Source organism: Mangrovibacillus cuniculi, from assembly GCF_015482585.1.
Lineage (GTDB): Bacteria > Bacillota > Bacilli > Bacillales > R1DC41 > Mangrovibacillus > Mangrovibacillus cuniculi.
Genome location: NZ_CP049742.1, coordinates 2,250,254 through 2,271,087, shown reverse-complemented (window position 1 = coordinate 2,271,087; position 20,834 = coordinate 2,250,254). Strand labels below are relative to the sequence as shown.

The following is a 20,834-nucleotide window of genomic DNA, read 5'->3' as shown; positions in this document are numbered from 1 at the left end:
TAACACCGTGTTATTCAACTCATTCGAATTTATTTTTTTATTCCTTCCTATTGTTATAATAGGCTACTTTTTCTTAAATAAACTTCACACTACAAGCGCTAAAGTTTGGTTGCTTTTAGCTAGTTTCTTCTTTTATAGTTGGTGGAATCCAGATTATTTTCCACTTATTTTAACATCACTGTTAGTTAACTACACGGTTGGGACTTTGCTTGGAAAATGGGAAAATGATTTCAAACGTAAAGCGCTTCTAACAGTAGGGATTTTGTTTAATGTCGGGTTGCTTGGTTATTATAAGTATGCAGATTTTTTCTTATCAAATGTCAATGTTTTTTTTCAAACAAACTTACCGTTACTAGAACTGGCTCTGCCGTTAGCGATTAGTTTCTACACCTTTCAACAAATTGCGTATTTAGTCGATTCGTATAGAAATGAAACAAAAGAGTATAATTTCTTGAATTACTCTTTATTCGTTGCTTTCTTTCCCCAGTTAATTGCCGGACCAATTGTGCATCACGGTACGGTTATGCCGCAGTTTGAAGAAGAGCGAAATAAGCGGTGGATTAGTAGCAATGTGGCACTCGGGATTTACGTTTTTGGAATTGGACTTTTTAAAAAGCTAATTATCGCAGACACGTTTGCAATTTGGGCCAATGCTGGATTTAGTCAACCGACTGCGCTGTCGTTCTTTGACTCTTGGATTGTTTCTCTAGCTTATACGTTTCAACTGTATTTTGACTTTAGTGGATACTCTGATATGGCCATTGGCGCAGCTTTATTATTCAATATTAAGCTACCAATTAACTTTAACTCACCGTATAAAGCGCTATCGATTCAGGATTTTTGGAGAAGATGGCATATTACCCTATCTACGTTTTTAACCAATTATCTATACATTCCATTAGGTGGTAGTCGTAAAGGCATTTCTCGTACCTATATTAATATTTTGATTATCTTTGCTGTTAGCGGAATTTGGCATGGTGCTGGCTGGACGTTTGTTATTTGGGGATTGCTACACGGGATTGCCAGTGTCATTTATCGTGCTTGGAGTAGGTTGGGCCTCTCGTTACCGAAGCTACTCGCCTGGTTCATCACCTTCCAATTTGTTAACGCAACATGGGTGTTTTTCCGAGCTGAGTCTGTGCAAGACGCTCTTTCGATTTTAAAAAGCATGAGTGGATTGAACGGATTTACTTTCCCAGCTTCTTTGCAAGGCCAGATGGAATTATTCGGATTAGAGAACTATTTACCTGCAGAATGGTCGTTGGCATTTTTAAGTGATGTACCAGTAAACTATGTGTCTTCCATTCTGACGACAGGATCATTAACTGCGTTGTTATGTGTCGCGTTCGGCTTATTAATCACTCTTTTCTTGAAGAATGGGATGCAGTTAATGGATGCATTTAAACCGGGGTTCTTTAATGCACTGTTCATTGCTTGCTTGTACGTGTTTTCCATTTTCCATTTGCAACGAGTAAGCGAATTTTTATATTTTAACTTTTAAGGTGTGACTGAAATGAAATCTTCTTGGTGGACGAGCCTGGTGTTATCCATTGTGATTATTAGTACTGGTAGCGTCGCAGCTTTTAACATATATATAGATCCACTTTGGATGTTTGGTTTTTCTCATGAGAATAATGATGTACAAACAACGATAAATGAGCGTGAGCAAAAGGTTAATCGCATGGTGTATCAGCCTTTTTCATACGATGCCTTGTTACTGGGGAGTAGTCGAGCGACATACATTAATCAGCACGACCTTGCGGGAGACGATGTTTATAATTTCGCCGTTAGTGATATGTCTTTTTTAGAATATAAAAGTTTTTTGCAAGTCGCCGTGGAGGAGAATGGTCGCCATTTTGACCGAGTCTATATAGGTGTAGATTTTTTTAAGACCAGCAAACAAGAGAGTAAACTAGTCGGGGATATGGTCGCATATGCGGAAGAAATCCGAAATCCTATCTATCGCTGGAAGCAACAGGTTTCGCTTGATGTGTTGGATTATGCTAGAACAAATTATCGGGCATCCACTCGTGATGAAGATGTATTTGTAAGGAATTACACGAGGGATAATGTGGCAACTGCTTGGAAGTTAAGTGAGGAGCAAGTAGCGCGTGACACAGAAGCTAAAGTGAGTCGATTTAGGGAAACGTTCTATGGTGATAGTTATGAGTACAACCCAGAGTATGCGGAGGTAATGAAAGAATTAGTAGAATTGTATCCTGATACCGAATTTGTGATTTTTACAACCCCTGTAGCCGAGCCGTTGTTGCGAGCTATGGCCGAAGAAGGACGATTGCCGGACTATGAAAGATGGATTACGGAATTGGTAGAAGTCTTCGGAGGGGTACACAACTTCATGACATTAAACGAAGTGACGAGAAACTGGAAACAGAACTATTTCGATGGGCATCACGCTTATGAGCATGTTGGAACGTGGATTGCCCAGCGGATGTCGGATGCTAATGCCTCGGCAGTACCGCAGGATTTCGGTTTAATAGTAACAGAAGAGAATTTGGAGCAGCATTTGCAATCTGTAGAAAATAGTTTGAACTAAAGTGCACCGCTTGGGGTGCACTTTTTGTGTGCGTATCAAGCTTAAATATGTTCCGTTAGCTACGAAAAAGTAGTAGAAAAATAAATCTTTCTCTTATACAAAATATGTCCAATGATGCTCACTGAGTGGAATGACGCTTTTCCTTCAACACTCTTAATCTATTTTTTCTGAAATAATCCCTCCACACCACTCATATGCAATGGGTGTAGTTTTGGTCATTGCTTTTGGGGATGTGTAGTTATCTGTGTGGGGGGCTAATAATTAAGAGGAGAGTTGGTGCATTTCAGGATTCAAAGTAGTGGCAAATTTTGATAACTTAAGTAGATGATGTTGGTAATGATTGTTGTACCTAATGCTATCTGAAAGGTATGGAAGAGTAAGGTTTATTTCTCAAGTTGTTGGAATGGATTTTTTACCTCGAGGCTGGGGAGATTCATAAATTTATTAACGTGATATGTGTAGTCGCCGTCCATTTTTTCATAAAGAAGGATATCATTATTGTCACTGTGGTAACGAAAACTATGAAATAACTATCTATCGCCAAGCAGGAATTGGTACTAGTGATAAGGATGTTTTAGCCGAATTAGGTTACTCTTACTATGCTGGATATAAAGACGGTAAGTTTATTTATGAGGATTTGGGGACTGAGGAGTATTTTGTAGGGTATAGCTTAAATTATATGACAAAAGACTGCTAATAAATTTTAGCAGTCTTTTACCTATTTAACTAACTATAATTTAAGCTACTATTTTGTTAATCTTGGATTTCCAAAAAGGACAGTTGTATAATCAACGGTATAGCTGGTTTCAGTGTTTACTACCAATTGGATCTTTAACTTGTTAGCGTTATTTACATTTACTTCAATTTTCTCAGGTAACATACCTGCTGAAATCTCTTCGGAATAAACTAACTTGTCATCAGCAAATACTTCAACTATGAAATTATCTGAAGACAGTTTGGAATCCGCATCTAATGATATATCTGATAAAAACCTCTCGTACTGACCATTTAACGGGTATTCTACATAAGCAAAATCACCAAAGTCACTATACTTACTACTTCCAATATACAGATAGTTAGTGTATTCCTTTCCTAAAACATCTTTTATTCTATAGTTACTAGAAGAACTACTACCGAGATCTAATTTATTATTATATACACCTCGTGCATAAAAATCTGAATCACTCTCCTGATAAGTCAAATAACTCATCTTAGAATCTCCAAGATAAGTAACCGATCCCCCATCAGTTTCCCCAATATGTACAGTTTGCGAAGCGCCATCCCATTTTACATCTTCCCCTAACGCCTCACTGATGAATCGAAGTGGTACATATGTACTACCGTTGTAAGTGAATGGTTTTGTGTCCGCAGGCATCTTGGATACTCTATCAATCTTAATATCCTTGATGTTATGGAAAATCTCAATCATACTTCCACCAGCTGCCATGGCTCCTACTGAACCGAATAATGTGGCACCAATGACGAAGCCAGCGATGAATTTCTTTGTACCTTTCATTATTTTCACTCTCCTTAGTTATAAAGTATTAGTACTTTAATATGGTAACAATAAACTTATTTTCAAGTAAAGGAATAATTTACTATATAACTAAATTTGTATTTTTCTGATATCTTCTAGTTGAGAAAAAAATGTAAAAATATTTCGGCCCTCGAATCTATACTGAGCCGTGATCTAACAATGTTTTACTATAATAAAGGATTCTACTAAATAAGAATTTTCAGAAAACGCATTGTATATAGTACTAGATTCCAATATAATGAAAGATATCGTTGAAAGTAATAAATTTTATGGGGGTCATGAAGTGAAAAAAAGATTTTTAAAACGTTCAGCTTTATCCGTAGCAGCAGCGTCTCTAGTATTGCCATCTGCAGCCCATGCAGCGGTAGATCGTCTAGAGGTACCAAAACAAGACAATCAAGTGAAAAAGACACCTTTAGTACAGAAGTCGTATCAAGCTAAAGACCAAGTTCGTGTAATTGTGGAACTAGAGTCTGATTCTGGTCTAGTAGTAGCGCAAAGTTTAGGTAGTAACTACCAAGAATTAACGGACAAACAAAAAGAAGAAATCAAAAAACAAAACCTTGCAGACCAAGAGGAAGTAAAGGCTGCTATTAAAGGTAAAGCAATCTCAATGACATATAACGAAAGCTTCACAACTGTGTACAATGGATTTAGTGGACAAGTAGCTTATAAGAATATTGGTTTACTAGAGTCCATGAGTAACGTTAAAAAGGTACATATTGTAAATGAATATCAACGCCCTGAAGCAAAGCCGGAGATGCTTTATAGTAAAGAACTAGTAAATGCACAAAAAGCTTGGCAGGACTACTCTTATAAAGGTGAAGGTCTGACAATCGCTGTTATTGATACAGGAATTGACCCTGCGCACCAAGATATGGTTCTTTCTGACGGAACAGAAGTAGAACTAGAAAAAACAGAAGTAGATGCAGCTGTTGCTTCTGGTAAAGTAAAAGGTAAATATTTCTCTGAAAAAGTTCCATTTGCATACAACTATGCAGATCAAAATAATGAAGTTCAAGATAAAGGCCCAGATGCTTCTATGCATGGTATGCACGTATCAGGTACAGTAGGAGCAAATGGTGATGAGGAGAATGGTGGATTAAAAGGGGTAGCGCCAGAAGCTCAGATCCTAGGTATGAAAGTTTTCGGTAACGATCCAGAGATGCCATCCACTTACGGAGATATTTATATCAAAGCAATTGATGACGCGATTGCTCTAGGTGCAGATGTGATCAATATGTCTTTAGGTTCAACAGCTTCATTCGTTGACCAAAATGATCCAGAATATCAAGCAATCCAACGTGCTGTTGATAACGGTGTACTAGTGTCTGTTTCTGCAGGTAACTCTGATCGATTTGGTTCTGGACATGCAAATCCTCTAGCGTCTAATCCTGATATTGGTTTGGTAGGAGCACCTGGACTTTCCACAGATTCTCTACAGGTAGCATCTTTTGAAAATCAATTCCTAGATCTAGAAGGATTCAATGTAACGGTTGATGGGGAAGAAACAGAAGTTATGTCTTTTGTATCTTCTGGTAACACCGCTCCAACTTCATTAGGTGAAACAAGCTATGAAGTGGTGAAAGTGGGATTAGGCCGTCTTCCTGGTGATTCTACTGCTAATCCAGATGCGGATGACTTCGCTGGATTAGATTTAACAGGAAAAGTGGCATTAATTCAACGCGGAGAAATTGCGTTTGTAACAAAAGCACTTAATGCTCAAGCAGCTGGTGCGAAGGCTGTCATTATTTATAACAACACATCAGGATATGTAAACATGGTAAATGACCCAGCCATTACAATTCCTTATATCTTTACACTTAAGAACTTTGGTGACACGTTATCGGCAGACTTAGAGGCTGGTAAAGAAGTTCAATTAGCATTTAAAGGAGAAACAGTAAAGTCTCTAAATCCTGAGAACAATAAAATGTCTAACTTTACTTCTTGGGGTACTACTCCAAACTTAGACTTTAAGCCAGAAATCACAGCACCAGGTGGGCAAATCTTATCTACGCTAGAAAACGGTGAATACGGTATGATGAGCGGTACATCTATGGCTGCTCCACACGTAGCAGGTGGATCTGCGCTAGTTCTTCAACGTGTGGACGAAGATTTTGGTTTAACAGGTGAAGACCGTGTGACACTTGCAAAAAATATCTTAATGAACACTTCTGTGCCAAGATTAGACAAAGGTCTTTACAATGACTATTACAAAACTGGAGGACTATATTCTCCACGTCGTCAAGGTGCAGGTTTAATGGACTTACACGCTGCGCTTAGCACACCAATTGTTGTTACAGAAACAACTACTGGATTAGGAAAAGTAGCTCTTCGTCAATTTAATAATAAAGCCACTTTCACATTAGAACTGGAGAACTTCACTGATGAAGCTGTTGTGTACGAAACCACTGGTAACGTACAAACAGATCTAGTACTTGATGGAGAGAATCTATTAGAAGCCAATGAGGTTTATAGTGCTGATACCTATGACGAAGAAACTGGAGTAGGAGAGTACCCAATCAGCTTCTCGTCTGCGAGTGGTTTGGATGTGGAAGGAAGCTACCAAGTAACGGTTCCAGCAAATGGTAAAGCAACTGTTGAAGTATCACTAGATTTAACAGATGTTGTAGACTGGGCGAACGGTGCACCTCTAGTAGAACTGTTTGAAAATGGTTACTTCGCAGAAGGGTTTGTAACGTTTAAAGATGTAAATGACTATGCACCAGCTCTAACGGTTCCTTACGTTGGATTCAACGGTGATTGGACAAAAGCACCTGTTGTAGATGGAACAGTGTATGACGAAAAATCTTTCTATGGTTTAACTGGACTAATGTCTCCAGGTGTTGACGGAAGTGAGTACCTAGGAATCAATAGTTTAACAGATGAGTTCCTTGGTGATAAAGTGGCATTCTCTCCAGATGGAGATGGTGTAAAAGATTCTCTATATCCAAACGTATCGTTCCTTCGTAATGCGAAGAAAGCAACATTTAATATCCTAGATGCAAATGGCGAAAAGCTTCTTACATTAAGAAATGAAAATAATGTACGTAAACACTATTACGATGGTGGCGCTGGAGCTCAAAGCACTGAATACACTCAAGCTTCTTGGAACGGAAAGCAAAATGGTGAAAATCTTGCTGATGGAAATTACTACTATGAGATTGCTACTGTAGTAGATTACCCAGATGCAAAGTCACAATCAGTTAAGATTCCATTCCAAGTAGATACGCAAGATCCAGTAGTAACAGTCACATTTGACGAAGAATCAAAAAATCTACAGTGGACTGCAACAGATGCAGGAGTTGGTGTAGCTCACTTTGATGTACTAGTGAACGGTAAGAGCGTACTTGAAACACCTCTAGATGCAGAGAAAGTGAAATACGATTTAAGCAAGTATGATGGTGAAATCGAATCAGTTAAAGTTGTAGCAACTGACTATGCCGGAAACGTTGGCGAAGACGCATTTGGAGAAGATACTACGATTCCTTACGTTTCTGCACTATACCCAGCTGCTTTAAGCACAGTATCTACTACTACAGTACCGGTGTACGGTTACATGGTAGACGAGACGGTAGCGAAGAGCCTAAAAATTAATGGAAAAGAAGCTACAGTAACTTGGGATGCGAAAGAAAAAGCGTACCTATTCCAAGCAGAGGTAACATTTAAATCTGACGGCTTCCAAACAATCCAATTCGAAGCAACAGATAAATCAGGAAATGCGATTGCGTTCCAACGTAAACTTTTCGTTGATTCTACTCAACCTACTCTAGAAGTAGATGCTCCGTTCTTTACAAGTGAAGCAACAGCAGAACTGGCGATCACACTTGCAGATAACTTTGATGAAGCACGCCTGTATTTGAATGATAGTGAGGTTTATTATCATGAATTACTTGCTCCATACGAAGCACGTACATTGAAAGAAACTGTGAAGGAAACAGTGAAATTAAAAGACGGTGAAAATAAGTTTACACTTCGTCTTACTGATTTAGCTGGTCATGAAGTGACTAAGTCATTCACAATCTTAAAAACAGATAAGAAACCAGTAGCATTCCCAGACGTACCAAGTAATCATTGGGCGAAAAACGCAGTAGATGTGTTAACGTTGAAAAACGTCATTTCTGGTTATACAAATGGTAAATTCGGAACAAATGACGCACTTACTCGTGCTCAAGCAGCAATGATGTTAGCTAGAGAGCTTAAACTGGATACAACAAATGTAACAAACCCTGGTTTCGCGGACGTAACTCCTGAAACAGAGGGCTATGCTGCAATTGCTGCACTAGTAAAAGCAGAAGTCCTATCTGGTGACGGAAAAGGTAACTTTAATCCTAAAGGAACTCTAACTCGTGAAGAAATGGCAGTAGTTCTTGTAAATGCATATGACTTACAAGGAACAAGCGAAAAACGCTTTAGCGATGTACCAGTGACTAGATGGTCCAATGGGTACATTACGAAATTAGCAGCTAACGGTTTAGCAGCGGGTTACAGCGACAACTCTTTCAAGCCAACAGCAAAACTAACGCGCGCTGAATTTGCATCATTACTTGCACGTGTACAAGACGATCGCTTGAAATAATAACAATATAAAAAAAGCCCAAGAGGATATCCCGTCCTCTTGGGCTTTTTAAATTATTAAATTGGTACTTAGTTAATGGCTGGTACGCGTGTCTTCACCCGAACGAAGGGTAATCGTCACGAAAAGGAAGAAGAGAGGCTGTGTCATGGCCTAAACGAAGAGCAATCGTCACCAAAAGACAATAGAAACCCTACCTCAAAACAAAAAACCCCCTACTCCAAAGAGTTAGGGGGAAATTTACCTCAAAGTACTTAATACAAAGCGCGATAAACCATCAATGCAAACTCGCGACGTGTAATATAACGCCCAACACCAAAATTACCATCAGCTTGTCCAGAAGTTATATTGTAGTAAGAGAGTTTTTTGATATCATTCTCGAAAATAGAACCGACTGCGTCTGGAAAAGAAATTTCCTTATAGCGGTTTAAGTCTAAACTACGTACTAGAACTGCCGCTGTTTCTCCACGGGTAATCGGAGCATTTGGACGGAAATTGTTATTGTCATCTCCAGAAAAAATACCATCCTCCTTCAATAAATTGACTTCATTAATATATTTATATACGTTAGAAACATCGTAAAAATCAGCAATGGATTTTGCGTCATCTTCTACACGATCTAATGCACGTAGTAATATCAAACCAGCATGGATTCGAGAGATTGGTTCATTTGGATCAAATGTAGTAGCAGAAGTACCAACAATTAAACCATCCTCTACTAACTTAGTAATCTCTTTCTGCCCAAATGCTCCTTCTTTCAAGTCTTTAAACACTCCACCTTGCACAGCATCTTTCACTGGCTGAACATCTACTTTATACGGATCTGAAGTATTGAAAACGAACACGTGAGCTCCAGATTTCTCTGCAGTGAACGTTAAGTTATTTCCATCTAACCAGTTACCGTCCATTACATACTTGAACTCTACTTTTTCACCTGCTTTTAAAGCGATTGGCTGGCTTCTCCACACTTTTGCAGAGGAGTTATAGCTCAATTTGTCCTTTTCGCCTTCCCAAGCAAATGGTGCAGAACCTCGGATAATAACTTCTCCGTATTTCTTCTCAGCATCTGGCGCTTGCTCTTCTAACTCACCAGTCACACGGAATACCTTGAAATCTTCTCCATCAATGAAGAAAGATAATTTACCGTTTTTGCTCTTCGTTTCTTTATCGCCGTTTAACACATCCGTTAAAGAAACATCTTCTAACGAATTATCATTGTAAAGCGTGTTTAATGAAACTTGCTTACGAGCTCCTTTATTTAGCACTACTAAGAAAGTATCTTCATCAGTAGAACGTTCGTACACAAAAAGGTCAGATGATACAGCAACTTCTTCATAATCACCTGTACGTAAAGCTTCTTCGTTGTTACGAAGTTCAATAAGGTTTTTATAAAGCTCTTTAATCTCTAAGTTTTGATCTTCTTCTTTCCAAGGCATCGGTTCACGATAGTAACGATCTTTCCAATCTGTCACTGCATTGTGATCACCGCTCTGTGATAAGCCCACTTCTGTTCCATAATAAACAATTGGAGCACCTGGTAACGTATACTGTGTTGCTGCTGCTAACGCTAGTTTATCAACGTCGCCACCAGCTTCAAATAAGAAACGTGGCTCATCATGGCTATCTAAGAAACTTGCCATAACGAATTCTTCAGGATATGTCGCTAAGTTATCATTGATTGTCTTACTAAGTTCTGTCATAGAACCGCCCTTAGCAAAGACGTTCACTAACGCATCAGACATGCCGAAATCAAGAGCACCATCTAACTTTCCTGCATACGAATTAATCTTTTCACGAGAATCCCAGATTTCTCCGAAGATAAACGCATCAGAATTAATCGATTTCACTTTGTGACGGAAGTCTACCCAGAAGCTATAGCTTGGTCCTTTGGCATAATCTAAACGGAAACCATCAAATCCAAGGTCTGTTAACCAGTAAGGAACAACATCATTTAACATGTAATCACGAGCTTCATAGTTATCGTTATTGAACTGAGGTAACTCTGCGATTCCGTAGAAAGTCTCATATTTATTCGGCCATTCTGTGAAAGAATACCAGTTATAATACGGACTCTCCGGACCACGCTCTACAGCATCCTGGAAGAACTCATGTTTACTAGAAGTATGGTTTGGTACAAAATCATAAACTACTTTCATGCCTTTCGCATGAGCTTTCTCAAGAAGATCTTCTAATACTTCTTTATCTCCAAAATAAGGACTAACTTCTTTAAAATCAGTTGGATGATATCCATGAGAGTAAGGACCTTCAAACACTGGTGAAATCCAAAGCGTGTTAACGCCAAGCTCATCTAGGTAATCTAATTTCTCCGTCACACCTGCTAAATCTCCACCCATCCAGTCTTTCAATTTCTCTTCATATGGAAGATTAGGGTTTACTGGGTAGTTGTTAGACGTGTCGCCATCACGGAAACGATCTACGAAAATATGATAGATTGTTGCATCTTTTGCCCATTGAGGTGACTGATATTGATCTACGTAATAAGCAAACTCTGTTGCATCCTCTGCGTCAAAGCTACCAGAGTCAGCAAATTGAGATCCCTCTCCATTCGTGTTCCAAACGTCTAACTTGTATTTCACACGTGTTTTTTCCGCTTGCTCAGGGATAGTACCTGTTAATGTCGAGATGTTTAAACCGCTTTGATTTTTCTCCGTTTTAGAAACTGTTAAACCTGCCTTCAATCCATTCGAAGCTTCTCCACGCTTTCCAGCAGGAGCAGTTCCGTCCGTTGTGAAGTAAATTGCACCGGCATCAATTGGACCATAGTGTTCTACAGTAGTCGTAATAGTTACTATATCATTGCTTGAAGGGATATATGGGTCGTGGTTAAAGTTGTGCGTCACAGACTCTGCAATCGGAAGTGCATCCCACGCAGTAATCGTATCTGCCACCACTGTGCCCGCATCGCCAAATGTAGCAGTACGGCGCTCTGTAAGTGTTTCTTTGTATCGATCGGCACCAAGACCATATTGATACGTCAGTGTTTCGCCTTTTTTACCTGTGATCTTTAATTCCCAAGTGTTTTCTTTCTGTGTTTTTTCTAAAGCAGTTAGGTTATATTGATAGGCATTTAAATTTGTTGCAACAGTAATAGTCGCCCATTCTGGGGTAGATTCTGGAACAGTGACACTTAGCGTCAGTTCTCCATCAAATTGATCGGCTATGGAAACATCTACTTTTCTAAGATCGGTAGGATAAAAAGTAAAAACGTACGAGCCGTCACGATCAGCTGTGAAAACTAAATTGTTGCCTTCCATCCAGTTTCCGTCCATTACGTACTTAAATTCTACTTTTTTACCTCCTGTCAACGGAATCGGTTGACTCTTCCAAGTACCAGATTCTTCGTCATAGGAAAGAGGATTATTGTTAGAAGACCAATCTAGTGGTGCTTCACTTCCTCTTAACACAACTGTGTCAAATGTGTTTGCTTCTGCAACTGTTGATAATCCAGCAGGGCTGAACATGCTGATGATTAGCAACAAAGACAGAAAGATAGCAGAAAAACGCTTCATTGGTATTTCCTCCCCTTTAATGTAATGCAATCGTTTGCAAAAAAACACATATGCAAACGTTTTCATTTTTATTATAGCATAACTTTAGGCGGTTACTATTTTAGGATGTAAAAAGTCTAGTAATTGTGTAACTAGTAGGCGTCTTATACGTCTTCATTTTATAGAAACAATTTTGTAATAATAAAACAAAAAAAATCCAGTATATAAGGACAGTTCCAGGGATTAATATCCAATAATAAAATACTATTTTCATTAAAGTAATAGATTACCAAAATATACATTTCAAAATATGCCAAAATAACCTATTAAACACTAAATTTCTTTGATATATTAGTAACATAATTGTAACAAACGATATTTTTTTGTTAAAGGATAGATATAATTTCTAGAAGGGATGTTTATTTTCTATGAAGAAAAAGGTTTCATTTTTTATAGCTTCGGCCATGGTGATTGTGTCACTATTTTTAGTTATGTTTCCTTTGGTCAGTAATGCAAATGTAGTATTATTCTCAAATGGTCAAAAAGTTTCTACAGATGTACAGCCAATAATTAAAGATGGGCGTGTTTTAGTACCTGTTAGAGCAGCTATAGAATCATTGGGAGTGAAAGTAGACTGGGATAATAAGACTAAAACTGTTAGGACGACTACTCCTTCGCTAAATACTTCATTTAAAGTAGGCGAAGATTTCGCAACAGTTAATAATAAGAGAGTACAGATTGATCAAACAGCAACTATTACAGATGGGCGTGTCTTAGTACCCATTCGTTTTATCTCAGAAACACATGGTCACTTTGTCGATTGGGATGCTAAAAATAAAGGTGTACATATCTTTAATACACAAGCAGCTTACTTTACGTATCAAGAAACTGATCCTATTGATATTCCAGTATTAATGTATCATATTTTACTAGAAGGACAGAATGATACAATAAGTGTAGATCCTGATAGATTTAAAGAACATATGGAAGCAATTAAAGAAGCAGGATATACGACAATAACAGACTATGATTTGGTGGCGCACTTAAAGGAACATAAACCACTACCTAAAAATCCAATTCTTATTACATTTGATGACGGTTATATTAGTAACTATACAGAGGCATATCCAGTTCTTAAGGAATTAAACATGAAAGCAACTGTATATGTAATCGCTAGTAGGATTTTTGATCAACCGCAGATTTATAATGGAGAGTTAGAGAAATTTACTTGGGCCAATGCCAAAGAGATGGAAGGTACAATTTTAATTCAAGGTCACACTTATGATTCTCACTTTAAAGGGGAGAGTCCTAATGGTAAACAACGTGGAATGATTGCTAGTAGAGTGAATCTGAATGGTCAATTAGAGACACAAAAACAGTTTGAAGAACGAGTATATAAAGACTTTGTAAAATCAAAAGAATTAATAGAAGACAAAATGGGATATAACGTTGTTGGATTAACATATCCATACGGAGATTATTCTGAAACAACAATTAAAATGGCAAAGAAAGCAGGATACGAAGTTGCTTATACTGTTAAATCGGGTGTAGTAAACAAGTTGAACTCACTTCCTTACGAGCTTAATAGAATTACTGCTGATGGCTCATTTACGCCAGAAAAACTGCTTAAGGTAATTGAGGATGAAATGAAATAAGTAAAAAGGATGTCCGTTGTGGACATCCTTTTTACTTATTTTACAGTTAACACAGTGGATAATGCTCGACCAGGAGTAGTGATCAAGCTACCTTGGAAGTAGAGTCCACTAGATGCGCCACCGTCTAAATTCATGGCTTGATATGCACCGAGTTGTTTCATGACATTGGCTAATTGATCTATAGTCAAACCACTTCCAGTTACAAACAAAACCTGCTGACTCTTTGTAATGCCAACTGCACTTCTTGCACCAGGAGAACTTAATATTTTCGGACTTGAGAAACCTTCCGCTACTGGATTTACGCTGATATTTCCATTCTTTATCAGTCTAGGTCCTGCTTGTACAGCTGTTTTATAATTAGATGCTACAAGTCCAGAACGGAATTCATTTCCTCCTGAAATCCCTGGAACTCCATCTTTGGTAATATAGAAGACACTAAAATCAACAATAGCAAAGTTGTTTAAAATAACACCTTCACGAATAACTCCATTATAAGGTTGCTTATAGGAAGAACTTGTATAGGCATCAAAATAGTTTGCGTTGATAGCTACTTTTGCATTATTTTGAGCTGCGACAGTGGACAAGCTAGCGGTGCTTCCTTTCTTTCCATTGGCAAAAGCTGCTTGGATATTCACGTCTTGGTTTAATAAATTAATACTTACAACGTTAACTTTCTTGGAAGAGCCGCTTACAGAAATAGTTTTTGCATCATAACGCCATTTCGGTCTTTTGAAGACACTTTCTGGGTACGTGTTAATTATTAATTTCTTGGATGACGATACGGTGATAATGGCCTGTTGAGTGGCTTGTTTCCACTCTATAGAATAATTTAGTAAATCTGAGATGGCTCTCACAGGTACATACGAAGAACCGTTATACAAGACCGGCATTGTATCCATTTCTTTTATTAACTGCCCGTTAGAGCGAATCCACTTGGAGCCAATGTAGAGCTTGTAAGATTTAGAACCGTTATTAATTGTAATACTTTTCTCTGTAGCATCCCATTTAACGTTTGCTCCAACTTCCTCACTAATATAACGTAAAGGAACAAAAGTACGATACGATTCTGATTCCACAAATCCATATTTCGCTTCAGTTGTTAGGCTGAAAAGAAAGAAAAAGCTTATGGATACTAAAATGGTAGAAAAAAATTTTTTCATATTTACGCCTCCTTTTCTTCAAAATGTATATCGGAACATATTCGTTCTCTTCCATAATACTTTATTACTATTCAAGTAAAGTAAAGAACCATTGGAAGTATAAGAGTAATTTGGTTATAATGGTAAAGAATTCTATGAGAGAGGGGCAGCAGTGTGAAACAAAAATTTACTATCATAATACTAGCAATGTCATTGATTTTCAGTGCATTTTTACCAAATGTTACGGAAGCATCAAGTGACTGGAAATATGTAAAAAGAGGTTTGGAGCTGATGGATGCTGGGAGATATTCGGAAGCTATCGTACAATTTGAAACAGCTATAAGTATCTCTCCGAAAGCAAGCTCCTACAGGAATCTTGCAATATCACATGAAAAAATTGAGCAATTCCAAAAAGCAGCCGATGCTTACTATGCAGAAGCGGCAATTCATCAAAAGTTGGGTGACACAAATACGTATTTGGCTACAAAAGCAAAAGCTGACGCCCTGAACACTGACGTGGATGTCTATTTTGATCAACAGTTAATTCCTAATACTACGGGACTACAAAAATATGAACCTGCAGCAGGTACCTATATTGGTGCCTATGTAGAAGTTGACGAATTAAAAGGTCAAACAGGAACAAAGTATTCGTACTTTAATCAGGTAACGAATAAAAAACATGCCATGTATTTTCGTTACTATGATCATGGCGACCCATTCCCTACTTCATTTGTTAACCAAGTAAAAGAAGCAGGTGGAGCTGTTCAGATTGCATACCAGCCAACAGGATCAATCTCTACTGTAAAAGACGATGCTACTTTACGTTCATTTGCAAAGTCGGCAAATGCAGCTGGAATACCAATCTTCTTACGTTTTGCTTCTGAAATGAATGGTGATTGGGTAAAATGGGGTGGAAATCCTTCAGAGTATAAGCGTGTTTTCCAATTAGTCTCAAAAGTAATGAAAGCAGAAGCGCCAAACGTTGCTATGGTCTGGGCACCAAATAGTGTACCAGCTGGAAAAATTCATGATTATTATCCTGGTGATTCGGCTGTAGATTGGGTAGGTATGAATTTATACTCTGTACCTGTATTTAACGGTAATGCTAGTCAGCCTGCAGGTCATGTAAATCCTTTAGACTTCTTAGATGAAGTATATAACCGTTATTCTTCTCGTAAACCGATGATGATTGCGGAATTTGGTGCTAGTCATAAGAATAGTGCTATTGGAGACGCGACTCAGTTTGGTAAAACAAAGATGGCTCAATTCTATGAAGGGATCCGTCTGCGTTATCCAAGAGTGAAGTCAATCAACTGGTTTAGTGTAGATACATTGACAGCTCCGTATGTAGCAGAAGATCGTCGTTTAAATAACTTTAGTCTGTCTGTAAATCAAACGATGTTATCGACGTATAAAAATATTATCTCTCATCCACATTATCGTTCTGTTGTTGAGAATGGTGTACATGCAGCGAAAACAAGTACGAAATCAACAGTTGCTTTACCTTTAAAAGACTCTTTAATCCGTGAGTCAATTACAGGTTATACGTATGCTAAAACATACGATCCGTATATCAGTAAGATTATCTATAAGTTAAATGGTCAAACACTGAGTCAAGCGACCTCTTTCCCATACAAATTTTCAATTCCATACAGCAGTATGAAGTCTGGGAACAATAACTTAGAGATTGTGATATTTGATTCTAAGGGAAGAGAAGCTTCTAGAAAAACAGCTACCTTCCAAAAAGGATCTGTGATTCAATCTTTACCAGAAAAGCAGATTGTTCTTCGTTTAGGAGAAACTCGTGCTTACACTAGCAAAGGGGTGGTTCAATTAACAGAAGAGCCATTCCTTACTAACTCACGTACGTTTGTACCATTACGATTTATCTCCGAATATATAGGTGGTACAGTTCAATACAACGCTTCAACGAAGAAAATTGATATTAACAGTAATGGACAGAAAATCGTAATTACTTTAGGACAAAAAACTGCCACAGTAAATGGCAGTAGTAAGATAATGGAGCAAGCACCTATTGTCCGTAACGGAACAACGTTAGTTCCACTTCGTGCGGTTACTGATTTATTAAATGGTAAAACAGTGTTTACAACTGCTACGCGTGAGATTACACTATCTTTTTAGTTTACTAGACAAATAGAAAAAAACGTATTGGCCTTTTTTGCCAATACGTTTTTTTATTAAAAGTTATAGTAATAATTGTAGATTTTCCAAGTACCATCAGGCATTTTTTTCAACGAATAAGTACCATCGTACTCCATTTTTAAAGAATAGTTACTACCATAACCATCATCAGTAGTTTCTTGTACAGTATAGTTAGTTACTTCTACTTTTGCGAAGCGATCTGAACGTTGCGTAACTTTTGAAGTTGGTCCTGAAAGTATCTTTGCAGAGAAATTTCCTCCGTCAGATACTAAGTACTCAATCATTTCTGTGTTTTCAAAATCAAAAGAAAAATTAGAACCTGTATTATATTTTTGTACTGCAGTGTAAGCACTCGTGAAATCTTTAGCATTAATTGCGGTATTATATTCACTAAAATAATCATGAACTACTTTAATTAAAGCGTCTGTAGTAGGAAGATTTTTTGTTTCCTTGTTTAAACCACCGTGCATCATAGTAATTGCTTCTGCACGAGTAGCTGGTTGTTTCGGTTTAAATGTACCGTTATTGTAACCATTAATAATCCCTACTCCAGCTACTTTTGTAATGTCATTGTATGCCCAGAATTCTTTTGTTACGTCACTGAACGCTTTTGTTCCAGCAGCAGGAAAAGTAATAGAGTCTTTAAATGCACGATGAATCATAGAAGCCATTTCTGCACGATTGATTTTGTCGTTTGGCTTAAATGTACCATTGTCATAACCAGTAACGATACCGTGTGAGTAGGCAATATGAACATAGCTTTCATACCATGAGTTTTTCTTTACATCAGAGAAAGTAGTAACTGTTCCGTTCTGTTTTAAATCAAGAGCATAAACTAGAATTTTAGTAAATTCTGCTCTAGTTATACTAGCATCGGGACGTACATACACATATGGGAAGTCATCTTCATAGATAACAGTACCATCGATAATATCTGCACTAACGAAATCATCAATTTGTTTATATGCCCAGTGTTCACCATTCTCTGTATAGACATCTTCCGGCATATAATGCAAAGTAGTCTTTTCAGCAGCATTAGCTTGAAATGGGGAAAGAAGTATGGTTGCTCCAACTAAGAAGCTAGTGATAATAGACGTTTTTTTCAACGCATGTTCCTCCTAAAATCGTAATCTAACGTTATTATAGAGGATATGAACATTTTGCAATAGAGTGTAAAATATGGTAATTTATCTTATTTGATTATATAGAAAAAGGCGTAGGATTCCCTACACCTATTCATTAATTTGTTACTACTATAGCATTACTTACTAGACGACCGGGATTAGCAATATATGAACCTTTGTAAAATAATCCGCTTGAACCTCCACCATCTAGATTCATTGCGTTTACCGCACCGATTTTTTCCATAAGAATAGCTAATTCTCCTAGAGTCATATTCGTTGTAGCTACTAATAATAATCTGTGATCATTGGTTAATCCAATAGCACTTCTTTCCGCATTTGCGGATAAAATACGTGGATCAGAGAATCCTTCTCCAAGTGGATTAATATTTACGATTCCATTATTCACCAATCTCGGTCCAGCTTGTACAGCAGATTCAACTAGGGAAGTATTACTTTTTACAAATGAACGTAGTTCAGAACCTGGAAGGATTTTAGAAGATTTATCATAACCAAAGTAAATGGAAGCTTGATCTGTCCAGCCTTTGCTGTCATGTGCTCCATTTACTATGACGTCTCCATAAGGGATTCCGTATGTTGAACTTGAGGTATTGGAATCGAAATAGGATGCGTTTATAGCAACAGTAGCATTCTGTTGTTTTGCTATATTAGCTACAGAATCCACTGTTCCTTTTTGGTTTTTTGCCCAAGCAGTTTTAACTTTTAAATTAGGATTTAATAAGTCTACCGCCACTACCTCAGCTTGCACTTTCTTGTCAAAAACTGTATACACTTGTGTTGTATGTTTTAAAGAAGGTCTAGTAGCATACGACTTATCACGTACAAGCAGAATTAGTTTTCCATTGGTTGTCGTAATATGTATCTCTGAAGATTCTTGTATCCATTGAATTGGAATAGACATTGTTTCACTAATAACGCGAATTGGTACATAGGTAATCCCATTATATAACGTTGGTGGAGCATCAATAGTAATTAGGTTATTATTCGCTAAAGCTTGGTCTTTTCCTACATATAGTTTAATTGAAGAAGAAGGGGATGTAATAAGAACGCTTTGCTCTGCACTGTTCCATTGAACTCCATACCCTAGCTCTTCACTAATATATCGTAAAGGAACATAAGAACGATTAACCGACTTTTCAAGATAACCAAAATACGAAGTGGCATGTGTTGTTATACTTGGAACAAGAACAGCTAACAAAAAGGCAGCAATCATGCTCGAGAAAAATTTTTTCATTATAAATCCCTCCGACGTTTTTACTCTCATTTTCTAGTATACTAGAATAATAGAATAATTTGGAGATAATTGTATAATTAAGGCGAAAGTCACAAAACATAACAAACCCTCAAATAGGTTCATTTGAGGGTTTGCTTTTACCTTTTATTATATTTTGGTCCAGACATTTTTCCGAATAGTACCCAATAATAAGGAGTTATGAAATATATCACTCTAACAATGATCCAGCTTCCAAATCCTACTACCAAGAAAGTGATTACCTGCCAAATATTAAATATTAATGGTGTAGTATCTGGTAAATACGTTCGCATAACTAACAGTAAGGCAGGGTGAATTAAGTAGATGCCAAAAGAAGTTGCGCCTAACTCCATAAAGAATCTTTTTGTCTTGATTGTAAATTTATTGTTTAACCAATGTGCTAGTAAGAATAGTGTTAATCCTGCTAACAAAGTGTAGTTTGCCCAAGAGAATTCATATAAGTAAGAATAAACAATAGATGGAACGGCCTCAATTATTTCTCCCTCAAGCCCTAAACTAATCATATACATATATCCTACATACAAAGCCATAAATGCAAAGACTGCTGTTAGAAGAGAGGTGACATATGTTTGTCTTTTTTTATCATCTTTAAATTGACGGAGAATGTCTTCATAATAGATTCCTAAGTAAGCCCCAACGAAGTAGTAAGAAAAATAGGAAAGAGAAATGGAGCCTTTCATTTCAATTTGAAAGTAATTCTTATTAGCAATAACCCAAATCCACTGTAGTATAATTCCTATCCACCAAGCGTTTTTTCGGAGGTAGGAGTATTTTTTTATTGCTAACATGATAAAAGGAAATAGCAAGTAAAGTTGAACACTAATAAATACGAAATATAAGTGTGGATGTGCTTTTCCGTACAATAAATCATTTACATAATCGTTCACTAACATTTGATCGATTAGGCTAGTCGAAAATAAACGATTATTCAGTACGAAGTAAAAAGTGGAAAACACCACATATGGTAACAAGATATATAGTAGTCGTTTTGAATAAAATCTTGCTATTAACTGTCGGTCTAGTGGTCTTGGATAATAATTATAAAACAAAACAAATGCACTTAACATAATGAAGGTAGGTGTACCGAGTTTTCCAGCAGAACCGAAGAATGTATAGATTGGTAATAGGATGGAATCAGGTGTAAGACTAGTAGCTCCAGTGGACGATGAATGTACCAATAAGACAGCAATCATAGCGAATGCTCTCGCAAGCTGCACTGGATCTAAACTTTGACGTTTTTGCTGCATAATAATCCTCCTTACTGAGGAAGAGTATAGCACAGACCG

General features: G+C 37.4%; 12 protein-coding genes. 6 read left to right on the top strand and 6 right to left on the bottom strand.

All coding sequences use genetic code 11. From position 1 onward, the window contains the following. The first annotated feature begins 7 nt into the window (after positions 1–7). The 3 genes from G8O30_RS11595 (at position 8) to G8O30_RS11585 (ending at position 3,251) form a co-directional block, all read left to right on the top strand. On the top strand, positions 8–1,501 hold the full coding sequence (locus G8O30_RS11595; RefSeq protein ID WP_239672215.1) for an MBOAT family O-acyltransferase: 1,494 nt from the start codon (positions 8–10) through the stop codon (positions 1,499–1,501). A 12-nt stretch (positions 1,502–1,513) separates the two neighbouring features. Continuing rightward, entirely contained in the window at positions 1,514–2,554 is a 1,041-nt protein-coding gene (locus G8O30_RS11590) for a hypothetical protein (protein WP_239672214.1), read from the top strand. 454 nt (positions 2,555–3,008) lie between these two features. After that, positions 3,009–3,251 (top strand): hypothetical protein, encoded by a 243-nt coding sequence (locus G8O30_RS11585; RefSeq protein ID WP_239672213.1) that lies wholly within the window; start codon positions 3,009–3,011, stop codon positions 3,249–3,251. A gap of 48 nt (positions 3,252–3,299) precedes the next feature. Here G8O30_RS11585 and G8O30_RS11580 read toward each other — a convergent pair whose 3' ends face one another. Then, positions 3,300–4,070 carry a stalk domain-containing protein gene (locus G8O30_RS11580; RefSeq protein ID WP_239672212.1) on the bottom strand — a complete coding sequence of 257 codons (771 nt, stop codon included), beginning with the start codon at positions 4,068–4,070 and terminating at the stop codon, positions 3,300–3,302. A 304-nt stretch (positions 4,071–4,374) separates the two neighbouring features. Here G8O30_RS11580 and G8O30_RS11575 point away from each other — a divergent pair, with 304 nt between their 5' ends. After that, a complete protein-coding gene (locus G8O30_RS11575; protein WP_239672211.1) occupies positions 4,375–8,670 on the top strand; it encodes a S8 family serine peptidase in 4,296 nt (1,431 codons plus the stop codon). A 251-nt stretch (positions 8,671–8,921) separates the two neighbouring features. Here the strand turns inward: G8O30_RS11575 and G8O30_RS11570 are convergent, their stop codons facing one another. Beyond that, positions 8,922–12,197: an alpha-amylase family glycosyl hydrolase gene (locus G8O30_RS11570; RefSeq protein ID WP_239672210.1), complete on the bottom strand. Its 3,276-nt coding sequence runs from the start codon at positions 12,195–12,197 to the stop codon at positions 8,922–8,924. Between the two features lie 407 nt (positions 12,198–12,604). Between G8O30_RS11570 and G8O30_RS11565 the strand changes: the two genes are divergently transcribed. After that, complete coding sequence (locus G8O30_RS11565) at positions 12,605–13,831, top strand: stalk domain-containing protein (RefSeq protein WP_239672209.1); 1,227 nt, start codon at positions 12,605–12,607, stop codon at positions 13,829–13,831. 35 nt (positions 13,832–13,866) lie between these two features. On the opposite strand, the gene G8O30_RS11560 is transcribed toward G8O30_RS11565, so the two are convergent. After that, positions 13,867–14,991, bottom strand: a complete 1,125-nt coding sequence (locus G8O30_RS11560; RefSeq protein ID WP_239672208.1) for a phosphodiester glycosidase family protein — start codon at positions 14,989–14,991, stop codon at positions 13,867–13,869. A 153-nt stretch (positions 14,992–15,144) separates the two neighbouring features. Here G8O30_RS11560 and G8O30_RS11555 point away from each other — a divergent pair, with 153 nt between their 5' ends. Beyond that, positions 15,145–17,112 carry a stalk domain-containing protein gene (locus G8O30_RS11555; RefSeq protein WP_239672207.1) on the top strand — a complete coding sequence of 656 codons (1,968 nt, stop codon included), beginning with the start codon at positions 15,145–15,147 and terminating at the stop codon, positions 17,110–17,112. 56 nt (positions 17,113–17,168) lie between these two features. Here G8O30_RS11555 and G8O30_RS11550 read toward each other — a convergent pair whose 3' ends face one another. The 3 genes from G8O30_RS11550 to G8O30_RS11540 form a co-directional block, all read right to left on the bottom strand. Further along, positions 17,169–18,239 carry an S-layer homology domain-containing protein gene (locus G8O30_RS11550; protein WP_239672206.1) on the bottom strand — a complete coding sequence of 357 codons (1,071 nt, stop codon included), beginning with the start codon at positions 18,237–18,239 and terminating at the stop codon, positions 17,169–17,171. Between the two features lie 133 nt (positions 18,240–18,372). Then, a complete protein-coding gene (locus tag G8O30_RS11545) occupies positions 18,373–19,509 on the bottom strand; it encodes a phosphodiester glycosidase family protein (protein ID WP_239672205.1) in 1,137 nt (378 codons plus the stop codon). Between the two features lie 137 nt (positions 19,510–19,646). Continuing rightward, complete coding sequence (locus G8O30_RS11540) at positions 19,647–20,795, bottom strand: acyltransferase (RefSeq protein ID WP_239672204.1); 1,149 nt, start codon at positions 20,793–20,795, stop codon at positions 19,647–19,649. Positions 20,796–20,834: the final 39 nt, after the last annotated feature.